This window comes from Corallococcus sp. M7, assembly GCF_054512695.1.
Map to the genome: position 1 here is coordinate 5925020 of NZ_CM137252.1, position 24530 is coordinate 5949549.

The 24530-nt window shown below is 69.4% G+C and carries 21 protein-coding genes; 8 read left to right on the top strand and 13 right to left on the bottom strand.

Annotation, left to right across the window (positions count from 1 at the left end):
* Nucleotides 1-11: 11 nt before the first annotated feature.
* Nucleotides 12-1079, bottom strand: a complete 1068-nt coding sequence (locus ACX114_RS23645; RefSeq protein WP_459288043.1) for an NADH:flavin oxidoreductase/NADH oxidase — start codon at nucleotides 1077-1079, stop codon at nucleotides 12-14.
* Nucleotides 1076-1702, bottom strand: a complete 627-nt coding sequence (gene def, locus ACX114_RS23650; protein ID WP_459288045.1) for a peptide deformylase — start codon at nucleotides 1700-1702, stop codon at nucleotides 1076-1078. Before def ends, ACX114_RS23645 begins: the two co-directional genes overlap by 4 nt.
* A gap of 138 nt (nucleotides 1703-1840) precedes the next feature.
* Here def and ACX114_RS23655 point away from each other — a divergent pair, with 138 nt between their 5' ends.
* Complete coding sequence (locus ACX114_RS23655) at nucleotides 1841-2338, top strand: hypothetical protein (protein ID WP_459288047.1); 498 nt, start codon at nucleotides 1841-1843, stop codon at nucleotides 2336-2338.
* Between the two features lie 3 nt (nucleotides 2339-2341).
* Here ACX114_RS23655 and ACX114_RS23660 read toward each other — a convergent pair whose 3' ends face one another.
* Together ACX114_RS23660 and ACX114_RS23665 are read right to left on the bottom strand one after the other, a co-directional pair.
* The gene (locus ACX114_RS23660; protein ID WP_459288049.1) at nucleotides 2342-3493 is read right to left on the bottom strand and encodes a fatty acid desaturase family protein; all 1152 of its coding nucleotides are present in this window, start codon (nucleotides 3491-3493) and stop codon (nucleotides 2342-2344) included.
* A gap of 94 nt (nucleotides 3494-3587) precedes the next feature.
* Nucleotides 3588-4064: a MaoC family dehydratase gene (locus ACX114_RS23665; protein WP_459288051.1), complete on the bottom strand. Its 477-nt coding sequence runs from the start codon at nucleotides 4062-4064 to the stop codon at nucleotides 3588-3590.
* A 231-nt stretch (nucleotides 4065-4295) separates the two neighbouring features.
* Between ACX114_RS23665 and ACX114_RS23670 the strand changes: the two genes are divergently transcribed.
* Nucleotides 4296-5603 (top strand): BamA/TamA family outer membrane protein, encoded by a 1308-nt coding sequence (locus ACX114_RS23670; protein WP_459300256.1) that lies wholly within the window; start codon nucleotides 4296-4298, stop codon nucleotides 5601-5603.
* A gap of 12 nt (nucleotides 5604-5615) precedes the next feature.
* On the opposite strand, the gene ACX114_RS23675 is transcribed toward ACX114_RS23670, so the two are convergent.
* From ACX114_RS23675 to menA, 6 genes are all read right to left on the bottom strand, one after another.
* Nucleotides 5616-6461: a DUF5995 family protein gene (locus ACX114_RS23675; protein WP_459288052.1), complete on the bottom strand. Its 846-nt coding sequence runs from the start codon at nucleotides 6459-6461 to the stop codon at nucleotides 5616-5618.
* Between the two features lie 271 nt (nucleotides 6462-6732).
* On the bottom strand, nucleotides 6733-7986 hold the full coding sequence (locus ACX114_RS23680; protein WP_459288054.1) for a c-type cytochrome: 1254 nt from the start codon (nucleotides 7984-7986) through the stop codon (nucleotides 6733-6735).
* Nucleotides 7987-8088: 102 nt separating this feature from the next.
* Nucleotides 8089-9216: a hypothetical protein gene (locus ACX114_RS23685; protein ID WP_459288056.1), complete on the bottom strand. Its 1128-nt coding sequence runs from the start codon at nucleotides 9214-9216 to the stop codon at nucleotides 8089-8091.
* Between the two features lie 15 nt (nucleotides 9217-9231).
* Nucleotides 9232-11163, bottom strand: a complete 1932-nt coding sequence (locus ACX114_RS23690; RefSeq protein WP_459288058.1) for a hypothetical protein — start codon at nucleotides 11161-11163, stop codon at nucleotides 9232-9234.
* A 236-nt stretch (nucleotides 11164-11399) separates the two neighbouring features.
* Complete coding sequence (locus tag ACX114_RS23695) at nucleotides 11400-11855, bottom strand: hypothetical protein (RefSeq protein ID WP_459288060.1); 456 nt, start codon at nucleotides 11853-11855, stop codon at nucleotides 11400-11402.
* Nucleotides 11856-11925: 70 nt separating this feature from the next.
* A complete protein-coding gene (menA, locus tag ACX114_RS23700) occupies nucleotides 11926-12855 on the bottom strand; it encodes a 1,4-dihydroxy-2-naphthoate octaprenyltransferase (RefSeq protein ID WP_459288062.1) in 930 nt (309 codons plus the stop codon).
* Nucleotides 12856-13073: 218 nt separating this feature from the next.
* Here menA and ACX114_RS23705 point away from each other — a divergent pair, with 218 nt between their 5' ends.
* Nucleotides 13074-13763, top strand: coding sequence for a DNA-binding protein (locus ACX114_RS23705; protein ID WP_459288064.1), 690 nt, complete (start codon nucleotides 13074-13076; stop codon nucleotides 13761-13763).
* Between the two features lie 209 nt (nucleotides 13764-13972).
* Nucleotides 13973-16423 carry a lytic transglycosylase domain-containing protein gene (locus tag ACX114_RS23710; RefSeq protein WP_459288066.1) on the top strand — a complete coding sequence of 817 codons (2451 nt, stop codon included), beginning with the start codon at nucleotides 13973-13975 and terminating at the stop codon, nucleotides 16421-16423.
* A gap of 49 nt (nucleotides 16424-16472) precedes the next feature.
* On the opposite strand, the gene ACX114_RS23715 is transcribed toward ACX114_RS23710, so the two are convergent.
* Entirely contained in the window at nucleotides 16473-17288 is an 816-nt protein-coding gene (locus ACX114_RS23715) for a hypothetical protein (RefSeq protein WP_459288068.1), read from the bottom strand.
* Between the two features lie 282 nt (nucleotides 17289-17570).
* On the opposite strand from ACX114_RS23715, the gene ACX114_RS23720 reads away from it, so the two are divergent.
* A complete protein-coding gene (locus ACX114_RS23720) occupies nucleotides 17571-19001 on the top strand; it encodes a M28 family metallopeptidase (RefSeq protein ID WP_459288070.1) in 1431 nt (476 codons plus the stop codon).
* Nucleotides 19002-19056: 55 nt separating this feature from the next.
* Here the strand turns inward: ACX114_RS23720 and ACX114_RS23725 are convergent, their stop codons facing one another.
* Complete coding sequence (locus ACX114_RS23725) at nucleotides 19057-19941, bottom strand: fatty acid desaturase family protein (protein WP_459288071.1); 885 nt, start codon at nucleotides 19939-19941, stop codon at nucleotides 19057-19059.
* Nucleotides 19942-20160: 219 nt separating this feature from the next.
* Between ACX114_RS23725 and ACX114_RS23730 the strand changes: the two genes are divergently transcribed.
* The 3 genes from ACX114_RS23730 to ACX114_RS23740 all read left to right on the top strand — a co-directional run bounded on the left by ACX114_RS23730 (nucleotide 20161) and on the right by ACX114_RS23740 (nucleotide 22653).
* Nucleotides 20161-20823 (top strand): TenA family transcriptional regulator, encoded by a 663-nt coding sequence (locus ACX114_RS23730; protein WP_459288073.1) that lies wholly within the window; start codon nucleotides 20161-20163, stop codon nucleotides 20821-20823.
* Nucleotides 20824-20999: 176 nt separating this feature from the next.
* Complete coding sequence (locus ACX114_RS23735; RefSeq protein ID WP_459288075.1) at nucleotides 21000-21626, top strand: DUF47 domain-containing protein; 627 nt, start codon at nucleotides 21000-21002, stop codon at nucleotides 21624-21626.
* Nucleotide 21627: 1 nt separating this feature from the next.
* Entirely contained in the window at nucleotides 21628-22653 is a 1026-nt protein-coding gene (locus ACX114_RS23740) for an inorganic phosphate transporter (protein ID WP_459288077.1), read from the top strand.
* A 47-nt stretch (nucleotides 22654-22700) separates the two neighbouring features.
* Here ACX114_RS23740 and ACX114_RS23745 read toward each other — a convergent pair whose 3' ends face one another.
* On the bottom strand, nucleotides 22701-24398 hold the full coding sequence (locus ACX114_RS23745; protein ID WP_459288079.1) for a hypothetical protein: 1698 nt from the start codon (nucleotides 24396-24398) through the stop codon (nucleotides 22701-22703).
* Nucleotides 24399-24530: the final 132 nt, after the last annotated feature.

Below are 24530 nucleotides of genomic sequence, written 5' to 3' on the forward strand. Positions count from 1 at the left end.
GCCTACGCCGATCAGTTCTTCGCGCGCTCGTACTGGTGCGGCCACAGCACGTCCGCGCGCAGCTCCTTCGCGGCGCGCAGCGGCCAGTACGGATCCCTCAACAGCTCGCGCGCCAGGAAGACGACGTCCGCCTGGCCCGTGGCCAGGATGTGCTCGGCCTGGTACGCGGAGCGGATCATCCCCACCGCGCCCGTGAGCAGGCCCGCCTCCTTGCGCACCTGCTCCGCCAGCTGCGTCTGGTAGCCCGGCCCCACCGGAATCTTCGCGTACGGCACCACGCCGCCGGATGAGCAATCCAGCAGGTCCACGCCCTCCTTCGCCACCAGCTTCGCCAGCGCCACGGAGTCCTCCGGCGTCCAGCCGCCCTCCACCCAGTCCGTGGCGGAGACGCGCATGAAGAGCGGCAGCGACTCCGGCCACTTCGCCCGCACGGCGCGCGTCACCTCCAGCGCGAAGCGCGTCCGGTTCTCGAACGTGCCGCCGTACCTGTCCGTCCGCTTGTTCGACAGCGGCGACAGGAACTCGTGCAGCAGGTAGCCGTGCGCCGCGTGCAGCTCGATGACCTGGAACCCCGCCGCCTTCGCGCGCACCGCCGCGTCCGCGAACGCCTTCACGATGCGCTGGATGCCCGCCTCGTCCAGCGCGGTGGGCACCGGGTAGCCCTCGTCGAACGCCTCCGTCGTGGGCCCCAGCACCTGCCAGCCACCGTGCTCCGGATCCACGCGCTTGCCCGCGTCCCACGGACGGGGCGTGGAGGCCTTGCGGCCCGCGTGCGCCAGCTGGACGCCGGACGCGGCGCCGTTCTGGTGCATGAAGCGGTTGATGCGCGCCAGCTGCTCCACGTGCGCGTCCTTCCACAGCCCCAGGTCCTGCGGCGAGATGCGGCCCTCCGGCTCCACCGCCGTGGCCTCCGTCACCACCAGCCCCGCGCCGCCCACCGCGCGGCTGCCCAGGTGCACCACGTGCCACTCGTTCGCGAAGCCGTCGTCGCTCGAGTACTGGCACATGGGCGAAACCACCACGCGGTTGCGCAGGGTGATGTCCCGCAGCTTCAAGGGGGAGAACAGCTTGCTGCTCATGTCGGGTCCTTTCGGGGAATCGAGGGGGGCTGCTCCGGCAGCCCCAGCGCCGTGCGCACCTGGGCCGTGCTCTTGCCCAGCCAGTGCCGGCGGTGGTTCTCCTGCGTCGTGAGGCTGCGCGTCTCCATGCGGTCCACGTAGAGCGTGCCGTCCAGGTGATCCAACTCGTGCTGGATGATGCGCGCGTACCAGCCACGCGCGGACACCGTCACCGGCTGCCCGTTCTCATCCAGCGCCTCCACCCGCACGCCGCGCGCCCGGGCCACCAGCGCCGCGAAGCCGTTCACGCTCAGGCAGCCCTCGTGGAACTCCATCGGCGTGGGGTCCTCCACCACCAGCTTCGGATTGATCAACACGTGGAAGGCCACCGGCGAGCGCTCCCGCAGCGCCAGGTCCGCGGGCGACGCGCCGGCCTGGTACTCGGCGCGGTCCTCGATGACCACCAGCCGCAGGCCCACGCCCACCTGGGGCGCCGCGAGCCCCACGCCGGGCGCGTCCCGCATCGTGTCGCGCATCAACTGGATGAGCCGCCGCGTGTCCTCGCTGCCGATTTCTTCCGGGGTCAGCTCCCGCGCGCGCTGGCGCAGCACCGGTTCCCCCGCCTGGACGATCTTGAGCACCATGGTGGCCCCACCGTAACAACCGCTCACCCGCCGCGCCGCATCGCCGAGGGAACGCCAGGGGCCCGGCCGCCCGGTTCCCCACGAAGAGGGCAGCCCCTGGCGTGGAGGGGTGCCACTGACGGTAGGCTGTGTCGCACCATGGCTCGCCGCAAGAAGGCCGACGAAACCACCGCGCGCGTGCGCAACCTGCTCGCCCTCGACGCCGCCGGCATCATGCGCCGGCTGGCCGCACGCCGGGAGGAGATGTTCCTCCTCTTCTCCCGCCTGCGCAGCCGCGACCCGCTGGTGGAGACGGTGGCCTCACGCTACGCGGACGGCGCCTTCGCCCAGCTCATCCACCTGACCGAACAGGAGCAGGCGGTGGTGGACCACTTCTACGGGCGCCTGGACGAGCTGCGCTGGTACTTCACCTATACCGAGGACATGCCCGGCACCGCGCACCAGACCTTCAGCGCGCTGCACCGCCGCCTGGAGGAGAGCTACCGCCTCTTCGTGGAGACCCTGGGGCTGCCCGTCCAACCCGACGGCGTGCGCGTGGTGAACGCGGAGGCCGTGCGCCAGGAGGACGCGGCAACGGAGGCCACGCCCGTGGCGCTCGCCCCGCTGCCCCGCCGCCGCCGCGCGCCGCCCGCCTGACGCTCAGGCCGCGGAGGCTTCCGCGCGGGCGTCCGCGGCGGACATCCCGGGCGCCGCGGGCTTCACCAGCCGCTTCATGGACGCCTTGCCCACGACGATGTCCACCATCTTCCGCGCGCGCGTCCAGACGCTCTCCTGCACGTAGGGGATGCCGTACTTCTCGCAAAGCGCTTTCACGTGCGGCTGCGCCTCGCGGTACTTGAGCATCGGCAGGTCCGGCCAGAGGTGGTGCTCAATCTGGTAGTTCAGCCACAGGTGGGCGTAGTCGTTGACGTCGCCGCCCGTGCGGTAGTTCGCGCTGCCCACCACCTGCTGCACCATGCGCTCCGCCTTGTTCGCGGGCGCGGAGTCGAAGCGGTACAGGTCCTCGCCGGTGTGGTTGGGGCCCACCACGAAGAACGTGTGCAGGTTGGTGACGACGTCCGCCATCACGGAGTTGCAGAACACGCTGAACGCCGCCCACGGTGACACCAGCAGGAACGCCGCCGGGTACAGCCCGAAGAAGACGGTCGCGTACGGCAGATAGCAGCGCGTGAAGAGCTCCCACAGCTCCGCGCGCGTCAGCGCCCCACCCTCGCGCCGGCCCTTGCGGCGAAGCGAGCCCAGCGTCTCAGGCGCGTAGTAGCTGGCGCGCCAGGTGACGGCCAGCAGCGCCAGTTGCACGTAGCGCAGGCCCAGCGACCGGCCGGTGTCGCGCAGCGAGCCCTCCGCGTTGCGCTCCAAGAGGTCCGGATCCGCCTCCTCGCCGGTGTGCGAGTGGTGCAGCACGTTGTGCTCGAAGACCCACGCCTCCGGCAGCATCCAGTCCAGCCAGTCCACGAACCGGCGGTGGCCCTTCGCGAAGCCCTTGCTGGTGCGCGACGCGGGCATGCCCGGCACGCGGTCATAGCCCCGGTGCCCCACGTGGTGCATGAGCAGCCAGCGCGTGGAGCGGCCCAGGCCCAGCGCCACCGCGGAGAGCGGGTTGGGGGCGATCCACGCCGTGGCCACGCCCAGCACCGACGCGACCTTCCCCCAGCGCTCCATCTTCCGCAGGTGCGCGGCGTCCGCTTCCCCCAGGTTCGCGTCCAGCCGGGCGCGCAGCTCCTTCAGCTCCCGGTAGAAGCCCTCCACGTCCACGGAGGCCAGGTCGAAGTCGGGGGCAGCGCGGGACATGCGAAGGAACTCCTCGGGAGCGGGACGGGGACCACGGCCGATGCGGGCCGCACGGTAGCCTCCACCCGCCCTGACGCAAAGCGTGCCGTCCCGCTCACCCGCCCGCCGGGCGACGGGGCAACACCAGCTTCGCGACCAGCACCTGCAGCACGTCGCCCTTCTGGTTGCGCGTCTCGCTGCGCACGGTGGCGATGCCCCGGTCCGGCCGCGTGCGGGAAGGCGTCACCTCCAGGACCTCGCTCTCCACCTGGAGGATGTCCCCCGGGCGCGTGGGCCTGGGCCAGCGGATGTCCCCGCCCGCCCCCACGATGCCGCCCTTGAAGGGCAGACCGCTCTGGACGTTGAGCTTCATGGTGAGGGCCGCTGTGTGCCAGCCGCTCGCCGCCAGCCCCTCGAACAGCGTGTCCTTCGCCGTGGCGTCGTCCAGATGGAAGCCCTGCGGGTCGAACTCCCGCGCGAAGGCGATGATCTGCGCCGCGTCCAGCGTGTGCGTGTCACTGAAGAACTTCTGCCCCACGGACAGGTCGTCCAGGAACAGCTCCCGGCGCCCACCCTCTCCCGTCGATGCCATGCCCGCGTCCCTCCAGTCAGTTTGGATTACGACCATAATACGTCCAGGCACGGGCCGCTCGTCCAGAGACCATTGTTCTCCAGGGCGCACGGGAGGCCTCGAAACAACCAGCGCCCACGGCTCGTGGAGTATGAGCAGTGCGTGCTTCTCTCCTGCTTGCGCCGTCACCTGTCCGTCCTCGCCGTGGCCCTGACAGGCCTGGGCGCCCCCCGGGTCCACGCCGACGAGGACATGCCCGTGTCCACCGCCCAACGCTCCGAGGTCGGAGACGTGACGGTGGAGGGCGCGAACAAGACGCAGTCCTCGACGGTGCGCTCCTTCGGCCAGGTGGACGTGGGCGACGAGGTGGACAGCGACGAACTGGAGAAGGTGGAGCGGCGCCTCCTGGCCACCGGCCTCTTCCAGGATGTCCGCGTCAGCACCGAGCCGATGGCCGACGGGCGCGTGCGGCTGGTGCTGCGCGTGAAGGACAAGGCCTCATGGGTGGTGGCGCCCACGGTGGCCCTGTCCTCCGCGAACACCGGCGGCGGGTTGCTCTACGCGGAGAACAACCTGGGGGGCCGCGCGAAGAAGTTCGCCGTCGCGGCGCAGGTGAGCACCGGCGAGAGCGGCCTGTACGTGGGCTTCCTGGATCCGGTCCTCTTCGGCCTGCCGCAGCTCAAGTTCAGCCTGGAGGGGCAGCTCAAGAGCGACCGCGTGGACGAGTACAGCATGGACGCCAGCGAGGACGACCCGGAGGTCCTGCGGCGCACGCGCTTCAACTCCGCGTCCATCAGCTCCGAGCTGGGCTTCATCCTCTTCGAGCGCGTGCGCGCGGCGGCGAAGTACCGCCTGTCCAGCATCGACGCGAAGACGCCGGACCCGGAGAAGCCGGTGACGGTGCCGCCGTTCTCCACCGGCCCCGCCATGCGGGACACGTCCCTGCGCCTCATGGTGGGCCTGGACTCGCGCCAGACGCTGCACGCGGTGACGGAGGGGCTCAACCTGGAGGCCTCCTACGAGGTGTCCAGCCCGGGCGTGTGGAGCGAGTTCGACTACCGCAAGTTCGGCCTCCTCTACCGCCACGGCATCCGCTTCTTCGAGGAGAACAACCTGGTGCTGCGCGGCGAGCTGGTGCTGGGCAAGGACCTGCCCTTCCACCAGGAGTTCGTGATGGGCGGCAACACGCTGCGCGGCTTCCAGTACCGGCAGTTCCGCGGCGACAGCCGGCTCACCTTCACGGCCGAGTACCACTTCCCCCTCTTCAAGGTGAAGTCGCTGGCCTTCCGGGGCGTGGCCTTCTCCGACACGGGCGCCGTCGCGTGGCAGGACGTGGCCGAGGATGGGCTCCTGCTCGACGCCAACGGACGCGTCATCCGCGACTACCTGCGGGTGACGATCACCGGCCAGAACCCCGTCACCGTGGCCCAGGGCGTGGGCGGGGGCCTGCGGCTGTACCTCAACAACGTCGTGCTGCCTCTCTTGGGCGTGGACGTCGCCTACGCCGTCAACTCCGGCCAGGTGCGCTTCTACCTCGTGGCCGGAGTCACGCCCTCCTGAAGGCGGCTTTTGCTAGCCGGCGCGGGCAGCGCTCGCGCCCACTTCCGGCTCCGCGGGCGGCACCACGCCGGGCCACGCCTCCGGCGGCAGGTCCAGGCTGAACGGCGGAGACTCGCCGCGCACCGTCCACCAGAGCGCCTTGTCCGCGCACAGCGCCTGCGCGATGCGGCCAGACGTCGTGCGCACGCGCTCCACGACGGCCTGGTGCTCCTCTGGCGTCTGCGCCTCCAGCATCGCGACGACGTTGTCCCAGACGCGCTGCCGCCAGACGATGAGCATCCGCATCACCGTGCGCTCCACCACGGGGCGGCTGAAGGGCACGCGCAGGAGCAGCCGCGTGGACGCGCACCGGTAGCGCTCCGCGAGCAGGTCCACGCACTCGGGGATGCACGAGCGGAGGATCTCGTTCACGTGGAAGTAGTCGTGCCGGTAGCGCGCCAGGCGGCGTGCATCCACCGGCGGGGACTGGTGCGCGATGTTGTCGTAGACGACCATTCCCAGGTCGTGGTTGATGTGGGCGCTCACGCCCAGCAGCGCGTCCTGGTACGGCTGCGTGAGGCCCTGCGCCGGGTAATGCGTCGCGAAGCGCCACGCCGCGGTGGGCAGCGGCAGGTTCTTCAGCGAGTCCCGGACCGCGATGAGCGCCTCTTCCGCGAAGCGGCCCGTCAGGTGGGACAGCCACTCGGGTTCGAGGAAGCCGCCCGCGTCCTCGCGGCTCAAGAGGTGGACGACCTTCCGCGTGACGATGGCGTAGATGTCCAGGAAGATGGCGCGTGAGTCATTCCGCGCGTTCAGCCGGGCGAGGATCTTCTCCAGCCCCTCCAGCGCCTCCTCCGCGTTGACCGGATTCCAGAGCACGTCATCCAACCGGATGGGCCCCTGCGCATCCGGGGCTTTCGTCTCATGGAGGTGGAGTGGCTGGGAACGCTGCGACCGGTGAGCCGAGGGGGAGGCCGGTGAAACATTCATGGAATGACGCTCCGCGGGGTGGGGGAACGACTTCACATGAAAGCTTATCTGAACAGGTACTTCCTGTGACGCCCCACCCCCCCCGAAACAAACCGGATGTTTCACCGGACCCCCGCGTGTGGACACTCACGCGGGGGTCAATGTCACACCGCTGTCAAACTCAGGGCGCGGTGCCTTCACTCACGGTGCCGCCCGTCTTGCCCAGCACGTACTTCGCCAGCGCGAGGGCGTTGTTCTCGTCGACGAGGGACTCGTAGGTGGGCATCTGCGTGCCGGGCTTGAAGGACTCCGGGTTGCGGATCCACCTGGCCACTTCCTCCGGAGCCTTGCCCTTGGCGCCCTGGAGCTTGGCCTCGTAGGTCTTGCCGGGGGCGTGGCAGGTCGCGCAGCCCAGGGAGCTGAACATCTTCTCCGGGTCGTTGGAGGGCTCCGCCTTGGGGCGGCCACCGGCGGGCGGCGGCACCACGGTGTCGTTGGGCTTCATGGAGCGCAGGAAGGTGTAGATGGCGGTGAGCTCCACGTCGTCCGCGTAGCGGTACTTGGGCATGGGCGCGCGCAGGATGTGGCCCGCGGGCGTCACGCCCGTGCGCATGGCGTGCTTGAACTCATCCAGCGTCCACTTGCCGATGCCGGCCGTCTCGCTGACGGTGATGTTGGGCGACAGCAGCTTGCCCTCGCCGCCCAGCGGCGTCAGGTCGAACTCGAAGCCGCCGCTCAGCACGGTCTCCGGCTTCAGCATCTTCGCGGCGCTGCCCTCGAAGCCCGGCGAGTGGCAGAAGACGCAGTCATAGACGCTGGCGGACACGTAGCGGCCGTACTCCACGGAGTCCGCCGCCTTCGCGGGCACGGGCACCACTTCCGTGCGGCCCTTGTCGTTGATGCCCATGGCGAAGGAGAACACCATCCGGCCCATGGGGGTCAGCGTGGAGCGCGGCGGCTGGAACTTCTCCGGCGCGAAGTCCGGGTGCCCCGAGCGCATGAACCCGATGACCGCCGCCAGGTCCTTGTCACCCATGTTGGGGAACGCGGGCATGGGGCGCACGTGGTGGCTCTTGTCGATGGAGTTGATCACCATGCGGGCGATCTCCTGGTCCGTCCAGGCGCCCACGCCCTTCTCGGGGTCGGAGGTGATGTTCGCGGAGTAGAACGTGCCCAGCTCCGGCGGGAAGTCGTGCATCTGCACGCCCGTGGGCTTGGTGTTGCCACCGCCCGCGTGACACTCCGCGCACACCGCGCGGAACACCTGCTCACCTCGGGCAATGCCCTCCGGCGAGCTGTCTCGCGTGATGTTGGGCAGAGCGACGTGCTCATACGTCTTGTTGATCTTGTGGGTGGCCACGCCCATGGCGGTGCCCGCGCCAATCAGGACCAGGGCGACCAACGCACCAATGGCGATCAGGATCTTCTTCATCATGGGGAACGCTTCTCCGGATGAACGGGGACGGCACACGGCGCCGCTGTCTGCCCCACGGGGGAGGAGTGGACAGCAGCGCCGGCGTTGGGACGGGTGAGGCGGCTACTGGCCCGGCAGGCAGGTGCTGGGCGGGGGAATCTGGGGCGTCGTCGAGGGCGTCTTGCTGGACATCTGGAGGCCGGCGAACGTCACGCTGCCCGGGGCCACGGGAAGGTCCAGCGGCTGGAGCACCCACGGGCGCCCTTCCGGGTCGCTAATGGTGGTGTCCTTCGCGGTGTAGTGGACCACCGGCGGCGGGCCCATTGGCGGCTGCGGCAGCGGCGGGTGGACGACCGCGACGACGCCCAGGGAGCTGGTGGGCGCGGGCGGCCCCGGCGGGATGAAGAAGCCGCGCGTGGACTGGAACGCCGCCAGCGCGGGCGGCAGCGCGCCCGGGGGCGCCCATTCGATGTTCAGCACGCGGCCCGCGCTGGCCTCCACGGTGGTGTTCGCCGCCGGCACGCGGAAGACGGGGAAGCCCGGCCGGTACAGCCAGAACACCGTCACGCCGCCGAAGCGGCCCGGGTTGAGCAGGTCCGCCACCGTGGTGGGCGTGCCCTCGGTGGTCAGGTACTTCGCGACCGCCTCCAGGATGCCCTTGTCGCTCATCTGCAGGGCCTCCAGGCCCACGCAGGCGCTGTGCGCGGGCACCACCGGCCGCACCGTCAGCGTGGGCACGTAGGTGCCCGCCGGCACGGGCTGCAGCGTCAACATCGGCGGCGGCAGCGGCAGGATTCCGTTGTTGGCCAGCGCGGCCTGCGGTCCCCCCAGCGACAGCACGAAGAACGGCGCGCCCCGGCGCGTGGGCACCTTGTCCAGGGTCCAGACGCCATTGGCGTCCGACGGCGCGACCACGCCGCCTTCCGCGAGCACCTGGCCCGTGGCGCTGTCCAGCAGGGAGATGGGCGCGTTCTGCACCGCCGCGCGCTGCAACAGCGGGCTGAACTCCGCGTACAGCGGCGGCAGCTGGCACTGCTCGGGCGTTGGCGCGCAGCCGGCCAGGTTGAAGAAGTAGGCCTCCGGGTCCACGGTGAAGCCGTTCAGCCGGGAGGTCAGGCCCTCCGGCTCGCGGGTCTCATACGTGGGGCGCGGCGTGAAGGTCGACACCGCGGGGTTGTTGGAGGATTCCTGGCAGCCGGCGTTCAGCAGGGCCGCGCCGAGGAGCGTTCCGACGAAGAGAGCTCTTTGCATGGCGGGTGGCTTCCCCTACTTCGCGGGGAGGATGTGGCTGGCGGGAAGCTGATCGCCGCCGTGGCAGGTCTGCGCGCAGTTGCCGAACCGGCTGGGCGTGCCGCGCTGGTTGAAGGCGATCTGGAAGAACTCATCCCCGTGCTGGGAGATGTGGCACGAGCCGCACAGCGACAGGCTGGGCCGCTCCGTGCTCTTGCGCGTCAGGTGGCACACGGTGCAGTCCGCGCGGTTCGCCGGGTAGCTGGGCGAGTTCATGTGGATGCGGTGCACCATCTCCTGCGTGCGGCCCACCGTGTCCGTGTCGTAGTGGTGGCAGACCTTGCAGCTCTCGATGTGGTCCACCGACAGGCCGTGGCGCAGGTTGTCCAGGGACAGCACGCCGCGGTGGCAGATCTGGCAGTTGCCCACGTTGCCCGGGTACGTCGTCGGCTCGTCCTGGCCCACCTGGAAGAAGAAGGGGTTCAGCTTGGCGACGCGCTCGCCCATGGACGCGCGGTTGAACTTCACCAGCGCCACGTAGGTGCCCGGCTTCGCGTCCGGGGGCAGCGTGAACGTCTGGCGCGTGGGCCACTTGTAGTCGATGAGGCCCGGCGTCAGCCCGGTGAGCGTGGCGTCATCCAGCATCGCGAACGGGAACGGCCGCGCGAGGAACTGGGGCTTGTCGCTGGGATTGCCCAGGACCTGGAAGTCCTGGATGGGGCCGGCGATGGCCACGTTGGAGATGGAGTCGTTCTCCGTGACGGTCGCGATGACGTTGGGGACGAACGTCTGGATGCCGTTGGACTGGCCGCCGATGATCTCCCGCGCGCTGGGCAAGAGGTCGCGCGAGTGCAGGTGCGCGCCCGCGCTGTCGCGCAGGTCCACGTAGACGCTCACGTCCTCGCCGGGCTTGTAGAAGCTGCCCTCCTTCGGGGGCGAGAACACCAGCCGCGAGTCCAGGCCCGGGCTGCACTGCACCGGGTTGCCGGCGTCGTCCGTGCAGGTGGACGGGCGGTCATCCGGGATGACGTACGTGACGGGGAAGAAGAACGGCTTGTTCGGCAGCTGGCTCCAGGTGGCCTTGAGCGCGCCGGGACCCGACAGGCGCGGCACGCGCAGCACCTTGAAGGGGTTGGTGCTGCCCACCCAGTCCACGCGCGCGATGGTGCGCGTGATGGCGCTCTGGTCCAGGCCGCCGGTGAAACCCGTCACCGTGCCGGGATCCTTGTCACCGGGGAAGCGCGGCGGCTTCAGGTTCTCCGACCGCCAGGAGAAGCGGCTGTGGCCGGCGTAGGGCGAGGAGGCCAGCAGCTCCGAGCGCAGGTACGTCTGGCTCGCGCGCGAGGTGCCCGTCTCGTCCAGCACCTCCACGGTGATGGTGTCGTCCTTCACCTTCTGCCAGTTCGCGTTGCCGAACTGCACCTCGCGGGTCCAGCAGTCCTCCACCGCGCCCGCGAGGCTGTAGAAGCTCCACTCGTCCGGGCCCTGGTTGACGTTGGTCCAGTCCAGCCCTGAGAAGACGGACTGGTTCTTGATCCACGCCAGCGCGGCCGTCTGGTCGTTGGGGTTGTTGTGCTGGTTGACCACGGTCTCCGACACGGAGAACTGGTTCAGGAAGTACTGGGTGTCCGACAGGATCTGCAGCGTCCCCGTGGGAGGCGACAGCGTCAGCGGGTTCTGCGCCAGCGGCGTGATGCACGTGTCCGGGTAGCTCACCGGGGCGTCGTTGTGCATCAACGGCACGCCGTTCTTCGCCACCATCTGCCCATTGGGCAGGAAGGCGCAGCCGTTGATGTACTGGAGGCTCAGGCGGATCGCGCCGGAGTTGAGGCCCTGGTACGGGTCGAACCGCTTGGCACCGCGGCCCGTGGTGGACCCCTCGTCATCAGTGACCTTGAGGAGGTTGCAGGACAGCAGGGGCACCAGCAGGGCGCACCACGCGCTCTTCAGCAGGATTGAGCGGTTCATGGAAGACGAGGCCGGAGGGATTCGGGGGGAGGAAAGGGAGCAGGTATCCTCACGCGCGGGCCCACGCGACCCACCATTCCCGACGCCGCCATCGCTCCGACCTGCGGAGACGGTGAGGCCCGGGAAGGGTTGGGAGGAGAACACCTCATCGGTTCAAACTGACCACATTATGAGAGTCCGCGCAATTCGTGGACTTCAGATCGCGCGAGGGGCTTGAGCCCCGGTGGGCGGGTGACTCAGGGCGTCGGATGGGCCAGGGCGGGCTGGGCGCCGCGAGCGGCCTCGGCGGCGTCGCGCTTGAGGCCCACGAAGGTCCACATGCCGCCCCCGAAGTCGATGCAGGCGAAGAAGGCCATGATGGGCGGGCACTGCCCCAGCGCCGTGCAGATGAGCACCACGCCGGTGATGAACGTGCGGCCAATGACGGCCCAGTGGAAGAAGGGGCGGATCTCCCGCACCGCGGCCTGGTGGGACATGAAGGACAGCGACGTGAGCAGCGACCCGAACATGCGCACGGCGAAGTGGTGCGGATCCGCCGGGTCCGGCTGCATGCCCGCCACGGTGAGGAAGGTGGCGGGGCTGAAGAGCGTCAGGAGCGCCAGCGGCACCGTGTAGAAGGTCCAACCGTAGAGGGACCGGGCGGCATGGCTGAGCGAACCCCAGGCGGGGAAGACCTTCGGCGCGAAGAACACGGGAGACTCCGGAGCGGGCGAAAACGGGGGATGGAACGGGAACGGGCGGGGGCTTGCGAGTCTAGACCCATCAGAGGCTGAGGCCGGCGGACAGGAGCACGGCGAACACCAGCCCCAGCCCCGCGGTGCGCCCCAGGTGCGGGTTGAGCGCGCCGCCGTCCTCGCGCCAGATGGCGCGGATCTGCACCGCCGCGAGCGGCAGGCCCGCCAGCGTGAAGAGCCACGCGCGCGGATGCGCGGGCGACAGCGCCCAGGCCATCACCGGCAGCGCGAACGCCCCGGCCACCGCGAGCGTGTACTCCCACTGGCCGAAGCGGCGGCCGAAGCGCACCACCAGCGTGCGCTTGCCGGCGAGCACGTCCGTCTCGCGGTCGCGCAGGTTGTTCACCGCGAGGATGCCCGCGGCGATGAGCCCCATGGACAGGCCCGCGAGCATCACGTCGCCGGAGAGGTGGTGGGTGAGCACCCCGTAGCTGCCGGTGACGCCCAGCAGGCCGGAGATGAGCAGCACCAGCAGGTCCCCCAGGCCCATGTAGCCCAGCGGCACGGGGCCCGCCGAATAGAGGACGGCGCCCGCCAGACAGACGGCGCCCCCCACGAGCACGGGCCAGCCCCCCGCCTGCGTCAGCAGCAGCACCGCGAGCGCGGCGCCGGTGAAGGCCAGGGCCGCGGCGGCCGCCACTTCACGTGAGGTGAGCCACCCCTTCTGCGTGACGCGCGCGGGCCCCAGCCGGGCCGCGGTGTCCGCGCCGCGCTCGAAGTCCGAGTAGTCGTTCACCAGGTTGCTGACGATCTGCGCCAGCATGAAGCCCACCAGGAAGGTCAGCGCCGGCACCGGCTGCCAGCCCCCCTCCACGTTGGCGAAGGCCCACCCCACCAGCGTGGGCGCGATGGAGGCGGTGAGCGTCTTGGGACGCAGCGCGACCCACCAGATGCGGGCGAGCGAGGGCTTGGCTTCTTCGACCGCGACACTCGACGACGGGAGACTCGGCGTGGCCATGGATGTCCGGGGGAGGGCTGCAGGCGCACGGTAAAGCTACAGACCCGAGGACCGCAAGAGCATCCAATGATTCACATCGGTTTCCCTCATGTATCACCTGTCGACAGCCCACCCGCCCTCGGCTCGACACAAAGGCAGACGCCAGTCTCATCTCGGGTGAATTCCAGAACAATCAGAAATACGAGCCATCCCTGGCTGCCGGATGATAGAAGGCGGCCATGAACCCGACCTCCCTACCTTCCTCCCCTTCCCTTTCGCGCCGCGGTGCCCTGACGCTGGTGGGCGCGTTCGTGCTCGCGCTCGCCGGCTGTCATCCGGTGCTCTCCATCGAGGATGCGCGCTCGCGCTCCAACGGCTCGGAGGTGACGGTGGAGGGCTCGGTCACCGTGGCTCCCGGCACGTTCTCCTCCGCCATGGGCGATGAGGGCTTCGCCATCCAGGACGACACCGGCGGCATCTACGTGAAGCTGGAGGAGAAGCTGTCCTTCGGGCTGGGCGCCCGTGTGCGCGTCACCGGCACGCTGGACGAGCAGAACATGCTGCGCATCCTCAAGAGCGTGCCCGAGGACGTGGACCTGAAGTCGGGCACGGAGCAGGTGTCGCCCCAAGAGGTCACCACCGGCGGCGTGAACGAGTCCGTGGAGGGCGAGCTCATCCGCGTGAGCGGCGCCATCACCCAGGCGTTCCAGGACGACTCGCCCTACGGCTACAAGCTCTACATCGACGACGGCAGCGGCGAGGTGCAGGTGTTCGTGCACGTCTCCGCCGGCTTCGACAAGGCCGCGCTCCAGGCCCTCACCGTGGGACAGCACATCACCGTGGTGGGCTTTGGCGCGCAGTATGAGACGACCTACGAGGTGGCCCCCCGCATGCCGGGCGACCTCTCGGTCCACAATGCCGCGCCCTGACAGCAGGCAGGCGCCCCTGGGTATGTAGCACCCCAGACGCCAGACGCAGGGTCCGCGGGCCGTTGGCTTTCGTGCAGCGCTCCGGATGTGTGCCCGGGCGCGGATGCACGAAAGCCAACGCGAGCCTGGCAAGCGGACAGGCGGGCAGGTTCCAAGCTCACGGGCAGTGCCAATCCATCCGGGTCCCTGGCGGACGAACGAGGGCTGGCATGGACGGACTTCGAGGAACAGCAGCGGTCTTGCTCGCGTGCGCGGGCCTGTGGGCCCCGGGCACCGTGTGGGCACAGGCACCGGACGAGGACGACTCCGGCGACGTGATGTCGGAGGAGAAGCTGGAGGCCCTGCTCGACACGCCCACGGCGCAGCCCTCCCAGGACGAGGTGACGGCGGAGGCCTTCGGGCCGGAGCGGCTTGCGTCCTACTTCGCGGAAGGCCTGCTGGCGAAGGCGAAGGCGGAGTTCGACCGAGGCCGGTACAAGTCCGCGCGGGCGCTGCTCGCGACGGAGTCTCCCCCTTCCCTCCCCGGCCGCTTCCTCCAGGCGCAGAGCGCGTTCCTCGCGCGCGACTTCACGACCGCCGCCGCGGAGTTCACCGCGCTCGCGGAGGACTACCTCCCCTTGCGCGACCACTGCCTGATGAAGGCCGCGCAGTCGCATGAACGGCTGCGCAAGCCGCTGCGCGCGGCGGAGCAGTACGGCCAGGTCAGCCCCAGCTCCCCGCTCTACCCGGAGGCCCGCTTCACCATGGCGCGCGTGCTCAAGCGCCAGTTGAAGATCCCCGAGGCGCTCGCGGCGCTCCAGGAGTTCATCGACAACCGGCAGGCCCGCGGACCGGACGCGCTGCGGATGAAGGCGCTGCTCGCGTACTGCGACCTGGCGCGCGCGGCGGGGCAGTACAACGCCGAGCACCGTGCGCTGCTGGAGGTCTGGGCCACCGCGCCCCTGTCGCCGGAGGCCGACCGCGCGAAGGCCCTCCTGCGCGACCTGCCCCTGCCCATGAAGTGGCGCGTGCGCCGCGCGGAGGCGCTGGTGGAGCTGCACCAGAACGTCCCGGCCATGAACATGCTGGCCCGCTCGGGGCCCCGCACGGAGCTCCCGGACGAGCTGGCCTGCCGCGCCCAGCTCACCCTGGGCCGCGCGCTGCGCAAGGAGCGTCAGCACCGCCGCGCCATCCAGGTGCTGGAGCCGGTGGCGCGCGAGTGCCAGTCGCCCGAGCAGCGGCCGCAGGCGCTCTACCTGCTGGCCTATTCACAGTCCGTGGTGCAGCCGGAAGCGGCGGTGGAGACGTACGCCACGCTGGCGAAGGACTACCCGGAGCACGGCTACGCGGACGACGCGCTGTTCTTCGAGGCCTGGACGCAGCAGCGCCTGGGCCGCGCGGACGAAGCGCTGGAGAACTACGAGGCGCTGGCGAAGCGCTACCCCGCCGGCAACTTCGCCGCCGAGGCCCTCTTCCGCGCCTACTGGCTGCACCTGCGCAAGGGCGAGACGCAGCAGGGCCTGGCGTCGCTCATGTCGGTGGAGCAGCTGCCGGAGGCCGCGCGCACCGATGACGCCCTCTGGCGTGCGCGCTACTGGCAGGCCCGGACCCAGGAGAACGCGGGCGCGGTGGACGTGGCGCTCGCGCGCTACGAGCTCATCGCCACCGAGCGGCCCACGGCCTGGTACGGGCTGCTGTCCCGCACGCGGCTGGCGCAGCACGCGCCGGAGCGGCTGGCGCGCCTGACGGAGAGCGCCGCGCAGCCGGCCGTGGCGAAGAGCGTGAACACCGCCGCGCCGGCCAACGACGAGGTCTGGCCCCTGCCCCCGGGCCCGCTCCAGAAGGATGCGCGCTTCGCGGCGGGCGTGGAGCTCTTGCGCCTGGGACAGCCGGGCGTGGTGGAGGAGCTGCTCGCGGTGGACACGCGCGGCCTGGCGGAAGCGCCCGCGCGGCTGCTGTACCAGACCATGCGCCGCACCGGCCGGGGCCGGGCCACGCGGCAGGTGGCTCGCGTGACGCTGCGCCAGGAGGCCGCGGGCCCCTTGAGCCCCGCGTCCCGTCCGGTGTGGGAGGCGACGTGGCCGCTCGCGTTCCGGCCGCTCATCCAGAGCTACTCGAAGGCCGCGCGCGTGGACCCGGACCTGCTGCAGGGCCTCATCCGCGAGGAGAGCCGGTTCAACCCGCGCGCCCGTTCGTCCACCGGCGCGCTGGGGCTCGCGCAGCTCATGCCCACCACGGCGCAGGCGGTGGCGGACTCGCTCAAGCTGGCGTCCTTCGAGATGTCGTCGCTGCTCCAGCCCGCGCCGAACATCCGGCTGGGGGCGGCGTACCTGGGCTCGCTGCTCAAGCACTTCAACGGCAACCCCGCCTACGCGGTGGCCGCCTACAACGCGGGCCCCAACGCGGTGGAGCGCTGGCGCAAGGCCCTGCCCGACGCGGAGCTGGACGAGTGGGTGGAGCACATCGCCTTCGATGAGACCCGCGACTACGTGAAGCGCGTGCTCAGCAGCTACAGCGCCTACAAGCTGCTCTACGCCAACGAGGTCCCCGCCTCCTTCGCGCCGGCCCGCAAGGCCCCGCTGGAGGCCGTGCGCACGCCCACGATGAGCCCCGCCGCGGGCATGGGCGGCAGCGGCAAGAACGTGGCGACGCCCACGTCCTCCGTCTCCGGAAGACGCTGACAGCGCACGCCAGACGGGAGGTGCGCCCTCCCGTCCGGCGCGGTCCTGACTACTTCACGCCCGTGGGCTGGGTGATGGACTCGGAGCGGATGGTGTACTCGCCAGCGATGGCGTTCGTGTCGATGCCCGTGAAGTGACGGTACGGGTACGCGCCATCCGCGACGGTCTCGATGAACTCCACCGAGTCACCGGTGATGGCCTTGCCGTCGATGTTCACGGTGAAGGTGTTCTTCTCCGAATCCAGGCGCCACACGCACGCGCCCACGTTCGTCTCCGCGGAGCCGGTGGACAGCCCGTCGATGTCGAAGTCGTTCAGGAAGTGGTGGTGCATCTCCGCCCAGCGGAGGAAGTCCCGCCAGTTGGTGAAGGTGATCATCAGCCCGGCCGGCTGGGGGCTGGAGCCCTGGAGCACGCCGCCCCGGTAGATGTTCATCCGGTACGCGGAGCCGCCCGGCGAGCCCGTGAACGTGGGCAGCATGTTGACCGTGTTCGCCTCGCGGCCCGGCGTCACCCTCAGCGTGCTGACGACCTGGTCGCCATCACGCGCGGCCAGCTGGTAGCCGCCCTGCGCGCCCAGGCTCACCGCCACGCGCTGCTCCCACTTCACCGCCTGCGTGAAGCTGCTGGAGACGCCGTCCTTCTGGGTCGTGAGGTTGGACACCGCCAGCCCGTCCGCGACGGCATCCACCTTCGCGCGGCCCAGCGCGCAGCTCGTGATGCCCTCGAACTTCTTCACGCACTGGGACGCCGCGGCCTCCTGCGCACCCAGGGACCCGGAGGCCTGGCCGTCGTCGGCACCGCCCGCGCAACCCGTGATGCTCAGCAGCATGGAAGCCAGCAGGGAACCCGTGATCTTCAGATGCATCCGCTACCTCATCGTGTGGGGTGGACTGCAACTGCACACGGCCCCACTGCACCCCTCGCGCCAACACCTGGAGTCCGTCTGTTTCACTCGTGCCATTCATTGATTGAGAAAACGGAGTAGCGCTGGGAGTCACATGAAACACGCGATTTGTAGCAAGTCCGGTCTCACGTGGAGCGTCAGGCCCCCCGCACTCCCGGGCGGAACTTTGCCGTGACGCACAACTCCTCAGGGGGTTCGACGGATAATCTGGGGAGCGCGGTTCCTCCCCCCGGACACCCCACCATGGCCTCGAAGATCAACGACAGCTCGCGTCCCCTCACCTCCGTCTCGCGGCTGTCCTCGCAGGACGCCCGGACGACGGAGACGAAGTCCCGGAACCGCCCCCTCGCCTTCAAGGACGGCTTCGAGTCCTCCAGCACGAAGCCCGCGCCCGGCCAGCTGCCGCGGCTGCCCGCGCCGCCGCCGATCCTGGGGCTGCCCGCGCCCACCACCCCGACTCCGGCGCCCACGACGCCCGTACCGCCGGAGGCGCCCACCGAGCCGCCCGCGTTGGCCGACTCGGATCCGATGACGCACATCGAGTACCTGGCCTCGGACGCGCTGCAGGGGCGTGACAGCCCCTCCGCGGGCCTGGACGCCGCCTCCGTCTACGTGCAGGCCCACGCGGAGAAGTACGGGCTGGTGGGGCCCAACATCAACAACCCGGAAAACCCCTTCCAGCAGAAGTTCAACGTCTACTCGTGGCTGGGCGCGGACAAGGCGGGCGAGACGGCCGGCGCGGCCCATGCCGGGCACGCCGAGCACAAGCAGTTCGGCCACACGATGTTCCAGGAGGGCTTCTACCTGGACGAGAAGATGCCCAAGGACACGCTGAAGAAGCTCAACCAGCAGTACGAAGAGACGATGAAGGCGGCGGGCCAGTCGGTGGTGCCGGCGCGTTCGGGCAAGCAGCGCAGCGTGGAGGAGCTCAAGCAGGTGGCCACGGCCACGGGCCAGGCGGTGAACACCATGGCCATGCTGCCCGGCACCGGGCCTCACAAGGACGAGGTCATCGTGGTGATGGCCCACCTGGACCACGTGGGCGTGGACCGCAAGGGCAACGCGTACAACGGCGCGGACGACAACGCGTCCGGCAGCGCGGTGCTGATGGCGGCGGTGCCGGAGTTGGCGGAGGCGGCGAAGAACGGCAAGCTGGACCGCTCCGTGCTCTTCATCTGGACGGGCGCGGAGGAGAAGGGCCTGGTGGGCTCGCAGTACTTCGTGGACCACCCCATCCCCGGCCTGGAGCTGAAGAACATCGCCGGCGTCATCAACACGGACATGGTGGGCCGCTGGGATGATCAGCGCCTGTCCGTGGTGGACACCAACACCAAGGGCCAGCCCAACTACTTCCGCGACGTGGTGGACCAGGCGAACCAGCAGCTGGCAGATCCGTTCGACCGCATCAACCGCGACATCAACGTCTACCGCGACCGGCAGGACGGCGCGTCCTTCGGACGCAAGGGCGAGGACGTGCTCTTCCTCTTCGAGGGCCTGTCCAACCCCGAGGGCGGCGGCGATCTCATCCCCGAGTACCACCGGCAGGATGACGACATCGAGAAGATCATCGAGGACAACGGCGGCAACAAGCCCCGCCGCGTGAAGGACCTGCTCCTCAACGTCATCAACCTGGCGGCGAACCGCACGACGGAGACGCCGGAGCCGAAGAAGTAGCGCCGCGTCTCTGTTCCGCCGGAAGGAGCGCTTCCGGCGGAAGAAGGCCTTTGACTCAGGCGGCCAGCTTCTCGCTGCCCGGGGCCACGGTCGCGCCGGAGAGCGCGGCGACCTCGTGCTCGCTCAGCACGAGCTTCTCCTCGGAGCCGCGCCAGACGAACGGGATGCCCGGCTGACGGTACAGGTTCGCGGGGATCTCCTGCGCCAGCTGCGCGTGCAGCTCCGGCAGCTTGGACCAGTGCAGACCGTGCCGCGTGTGATGCGCGGTGTGGTAGCCCAGGTTGCCCGTCATCAGGTTGTAGCCCTTGTGGAGGATGTTGTACGAGGCCTCCGAGTGGTTGGCCGTCTCCAGGCCCACGTGGTGGAAGTACGTGGCCCAGGTCGTCACGTAGAGCGACGCCATCATGGGCAAGAGGAACACGAAGAGCGCGTTGTAGGGGTTCACCCAGAACAGGCCCGCCAGCAGCACCACCTGGAGCGCGGCCATCCAGACGAACGTGCGCAGCGCCTTGGGGTGGTGCTTCCTGCCCACCTGGAACGCGCGCGGGTACGCGGTCAGCGCCGTGCTCAGCGAGTACTCCACCTCGCCCATCGTGGAGCCGTCATCCCGCTTCCAGCGCGACTCGTCCTGCGACTGGTCCAGGTAGTTCTTGTGGTGGCCCAGCACGTGGTGGAGGAACCACGCCTGCGACGTCACGCCCGTCTGGAAGCCGAAGACGATCTCCAACAGGCGGTTGGGCAGCGCGTGCTTGAAGAAGGACAGGTGCTGGTGGTGGTGGTTCCACGAGCAGATCCATCCCTTGGGGATGATGCCCAGCCCGAACCACAGCACCGGCACCCACCAGCTGCGCGCCGTGAGGAACACCGTCATGTCGAGCGCGAAGACGCCAAGGAACATCAGGACCGGGATGCGATCTTCAGGGTGCCGGAACAGGGTCATGCGCCTTCCGTACAAGGGGGCCAGGGGAAAAATGCCTATTTTCCAACTGTAGGCTGTCAGCCCCCACGCCGAACAGCCCACCCTCGCCTGCCTGCACGTTCCACACTGGCGGTAAACCACGTAGTCGCGTTGAACTTGTCTTTCCACATTTCCAAGAATCACAGTCCTGCTTTGTGATAAACGCCGACCCAGCCCTTTTGGACCAACCTGGAGGCGGCAATGCGGAACCAGACCATCGAGGCGGCACTGGCGAAGAATCCCCACCGTGAGCAGCTGATCAAGCACCGGTTCTTCGAGGTGGTGGATGAGAAGGCTTTCAGCCGCGACCAGGCGGAGCTGGTCCTGGGTCAGTGGTGGCACCCCCTGCACTACTTCCCCACGTTCCTGGGCAAGCTCATCGCCGTCTGTCCGCAGATGGAGATGAAGACCGCGGTGACGCACATCCTCAACCAGGAGGTGGGCGAGGGAGACCCGGCGAGAGCGCACGAGCGCTTCTTCATCCAGACGATGACGGACGCGGGCTTCACCAGGGCGGGCGTGTCCGAGGCGGGCATGACGCCCGCGACGCGCCGGCTCATCGACGGGTACCAGCGCTCCACGGACAGCCACCTCACCGGCCTGGGCTTCCTCTACGGCACGGAGGTGGCGGACCTCACCATGGTGGCCAAGCTGGGCAAGCTGGTGCGCCGCACCACGGGCCTCAAGGCCCTGCCCTGGGTGGACATCCACGTGAAGCAGGAGCCGGACCACGTGGAGACGGCCGGGCACACGGTGGGCCTCCAGTACACCGACGAGGAGCTGGCCACCATCACCCGCGGTGCGGAGGAGATGTGGCAGCTGTGGGTGGGATTCTTCGAGGAGCTGCGCAACCGCGTCGTCTGAGCGGCTCCTCGCGTCAAGCGCAACCCCCCGGAATCCGTACGTTTTCGCACGGAACACTGGCGAATCTCTCCAGGTAGGGTAGTCACTCCCGCGTCACGGGAGTGTCACCCCCTAGAGGCGCCACCCCCTCCCGCGGCGGCTAGCTCCTGTCCCTCCAGGCGCCGAGGGAGATCCCCATGCTCGAAAAGCTGATGCCGAAGTCGGACGAGTTCTTCGACGACTTCGACGCGCAATGCGCCAGAACTGTCGAGGGAGCGAAGCTCCTCCACGAACTCCTGAGCGACTTCCGGGACGTGCCCAGGCGCGTCCAGGCCCTCAAGGACGTGGAGCACCAGGGCGACGAGGTCACCCACACGGCCTTCAACCGCCTCCACCAGCAGTTCATCACCCCGTTCGACCGGGGGCAGATCCACACGCTGCTGTCGCGCATCGACGACGTGTTGGATCTGACCAACGCGGCGGCGGCACGGCTGCTCTACTACGAGATTGAATCCACCCGGGCGGACGCCACGGAGCTGGCGCGGCTGCTGGTGCTCTCCACGCAGAAGGTGCAGGAGGTCGTCGCGGCGCTGCGGCTGATCAAGAAGCCGGAGCAGATCCTCGCGGGCTGCAAGGAGATCAAGCACCTGGAGACCCAGGCGGATGAGGTCCTCCGCGCGGGCATGGGCCGGCTGTTCAAGAGCGGCGTGGATACCCTGACCATCATCAAGTGGAAGGAGATCTACGACCTCATCGAGACGGCCACGGACAAGTGCCAGGGCGTGGCCAACGTCATCGAAGGCGTCGTGCTGGAGCACTCCTGAGATGCTGCTCGCAGCGGTCGTCACCATCGTCGCCGTCGCGCTCATCTTCGACTTCATCAACGGCTTCCACGACGCGGCGAACTCCATCGCCACCGTGGTGTCCACGCGCGTGCTGTCGCCGAACCTGGCCGTGGCCTGGGCGGCGTTCTTCAACTTCATCGCGGCCTTCGCGGGCGGCGTGCACGTGGCCAACACCATGGGCAAGGGCATCATCAACTTCGAGATGCTCCGCGCCGCCGGTCCCACCGCGGTGCTGATGGTCATCTTCTCGTCGCTGATGGGCGCCATCGTCTGGAACCTGCTCACCTGGTGGTGGGGGCTGCCCTCGTCGTCGTCGCACGCGCTGGCGGGCGGGATGATTGGCGCCACCCTGCCCGTCCTGGGCTTCGAGGGCCTGGTGGGCAGCGGCATCGCGCGCATCGCGGCCTTCATCGTGCTCTCGCCGCTCATCGGCATGACGCTGGGCATCGGGATGATGCTGGCCAGCACCTGGGCGGTGCACCGTCAGACGCCGCTGCGCGTGGACACCTGGTTCCGCCGGCTGCAGCTGGTGTCGTCCGCCATCTTCTCCTTCAGCCACGGCACCAACGACGCGCAGAAGGTCATGGGCATCATCGCGGTGGTGCTCTTCGGCACCATCTGGCGTGACCGCCCGTTCCACATCGACTGGTGGATGATCATCTCCTGCCACGCCGCCATCGGCCTGGGCACCTTCTTCGGCGGCTGGCGCATCATCCGCACCATGGGCCACAGCCTCACGAAGCTGGCGCCCATTGGCGGCTTCAGCGCGGAGACAGGCGGCGGCGTCACCATCATCGCGCTGGCGGAGCTGGGCATCCCCGTCTCCACCACGCACACCATCACCGGCGCCATCGTCGGCGTGGGGTCCACGCGCGGCTGGCGGGCCGTGAAGTGGGGCACCGCCGGCCGCATCATCTGGGCGTGGGTGTTCACCATCCCCGCCGCTGCGCTGGTGTCCGTGCTCGTCTACGGAATCACGCTGGCGGTGGTGCGGATGGTGGGCTGAAGCCGGGCGGGCCCCGCCTCGAACAGGCGGGCCGCCCCTGCCCCCGGCTACTCCGGGCTGTTGAGCGCGTTGACCACTGACGGCGCCCCGCCCAGCGCCGGAGGCACCCAGGGCACCACCTTGCGGTTGCGCCACTGGACCAGCTTCAGCGACGGGTCATCCAGCGGCACGTCGAAGGTGAAGGAGATGCGCGTGGGGCCCTCCGCGTCCGCCTCCTCGATGCGCGCCTTCATGCCGCCCACGTCGAACTCCTGGCCCTGCTTCACCGGCCAGTTCTTGCCGCGGTAGATGCGCTCCTCGAGGCGGTTGAGGTAGTGCTCCCCCTTGGGCAGGGACAGCTCCAGCGAGTTGGGGCCGGTGCGCGTCACGTGCTGCTCGCCCGCCCTGTATGACAGCACCCACCAGTTCCTCGGCAGCGGCATGCCCGTGGACCACCACTGTACGGAGCCGTAGATGCCCACGGTGCCGTTGGGGGCGTTGAGCACCACCACCCGCTGCCCGGGCAGCTGCTTCAAGTCGAAGGCCTCCGCGTAGCGGTCGTGCACGCGCTTGGACATCGCGTCCACCTCCGAATAGACGGTCGCGGTCTGCCACCAGACGTAGGGCGCGCCCGCGATGTGGATGACGGCCATCACCGCCGCGCCCGCCAGCACCGCGCCCGCGCGCGGCTTGAGCGCGCGGCCCTGCCACGCGGCGCGGAGGATGACCGCCAGCGCCACCGCCATGCCCAGGCTGGGCACGATGAGCGTGCGCGCGCCGGACAGCGTCGAGTTGCCCAGCCACGTGGACGCGAACGAGCCCACCAGCAGCCACTTCAGCGTCTTGCGCTCCGCCGGCTCCACCAGCGGCCACACGCCCCACAGGAGCAGCGCGAAGAACACCAGGCCCACCAGGCCCAGCACCTGGAAGGTGCCCACGTAGGACGGATCCATGATGTAGTCGTTGGGCGCGCTGAGCGTCAGGCCCGCGATGGCCGCCGGCACGCGCTCGAACATCGCCAGGAACCACTGCACCGGCGCGCCGGCCAGGTCCAGGTGCGTGTCCTGCCGGGCCGCGCCGTAGCCCAGGACCTTGTACATCGTCAGGAAGGCGGCCATCAGCGCGCTGAACGGGATGAGCGCCTTGAGCCGCTCGGACGGCTTGCCAGGGCCCGCGAAGGCCTCGTAGGCGAGCACGTAGGGGATCATGATCAGCGTCGTCTCCGCGCTCGCCAGGCCCAGCGCGAAGGCGATGAGCGAACCGGCCAGGGCGCCCTTGCGCTGGCGCTCGCGCCACTCGATGTGGAGCCAGAAGCCCAGCACCGCGAAGAGCATGGACACCAGCAGCACGCGGTAGGACAGCCAGCCCACCGGGGCGCTGTGCGAGCCGTTGACTGCGAAGAGCACCAGCGCCAGCCCCGCGATGCCCGTGGGGAGGATGCGGCGGAACAGCAGGGCCACCAGCGCCACCAGCCCCACGTACCAGAGCAGCGAGTGCACGTGGTAGGCGACGGCGACGCGGTTGTAGAGCAGGTGATCCAGCCCGAAGAGCGCGCTGCCCAGGGGCCGGAAGAAGGCCAGCTTCACGCCCGGCTCCACGAACCACGGGAAGATGCCGGCGCGGGCCATCTGGGACGTGTGCTCCGGGATGCCCGTGGCCGTGCGGTACACGTCGAAGTGGGTGTTCGCCAGCGGCGCCGGCTGCGGCAGGTTGTCCCAGACGCCCAGCCAGACGTAGTCGTCGAACATCCAGCCGGTGTTCAACATCGTCAGGCTCAGGAGCACCGCGGCCGCGACTGAAATCCAGAAATAACGTCTAAACGGCCAACCCGGGGCGGTTGGCGTGGGAGAGGTATCCATGTTTCAAAGATCTATCAGTATGCCCCCCACACGAGATAG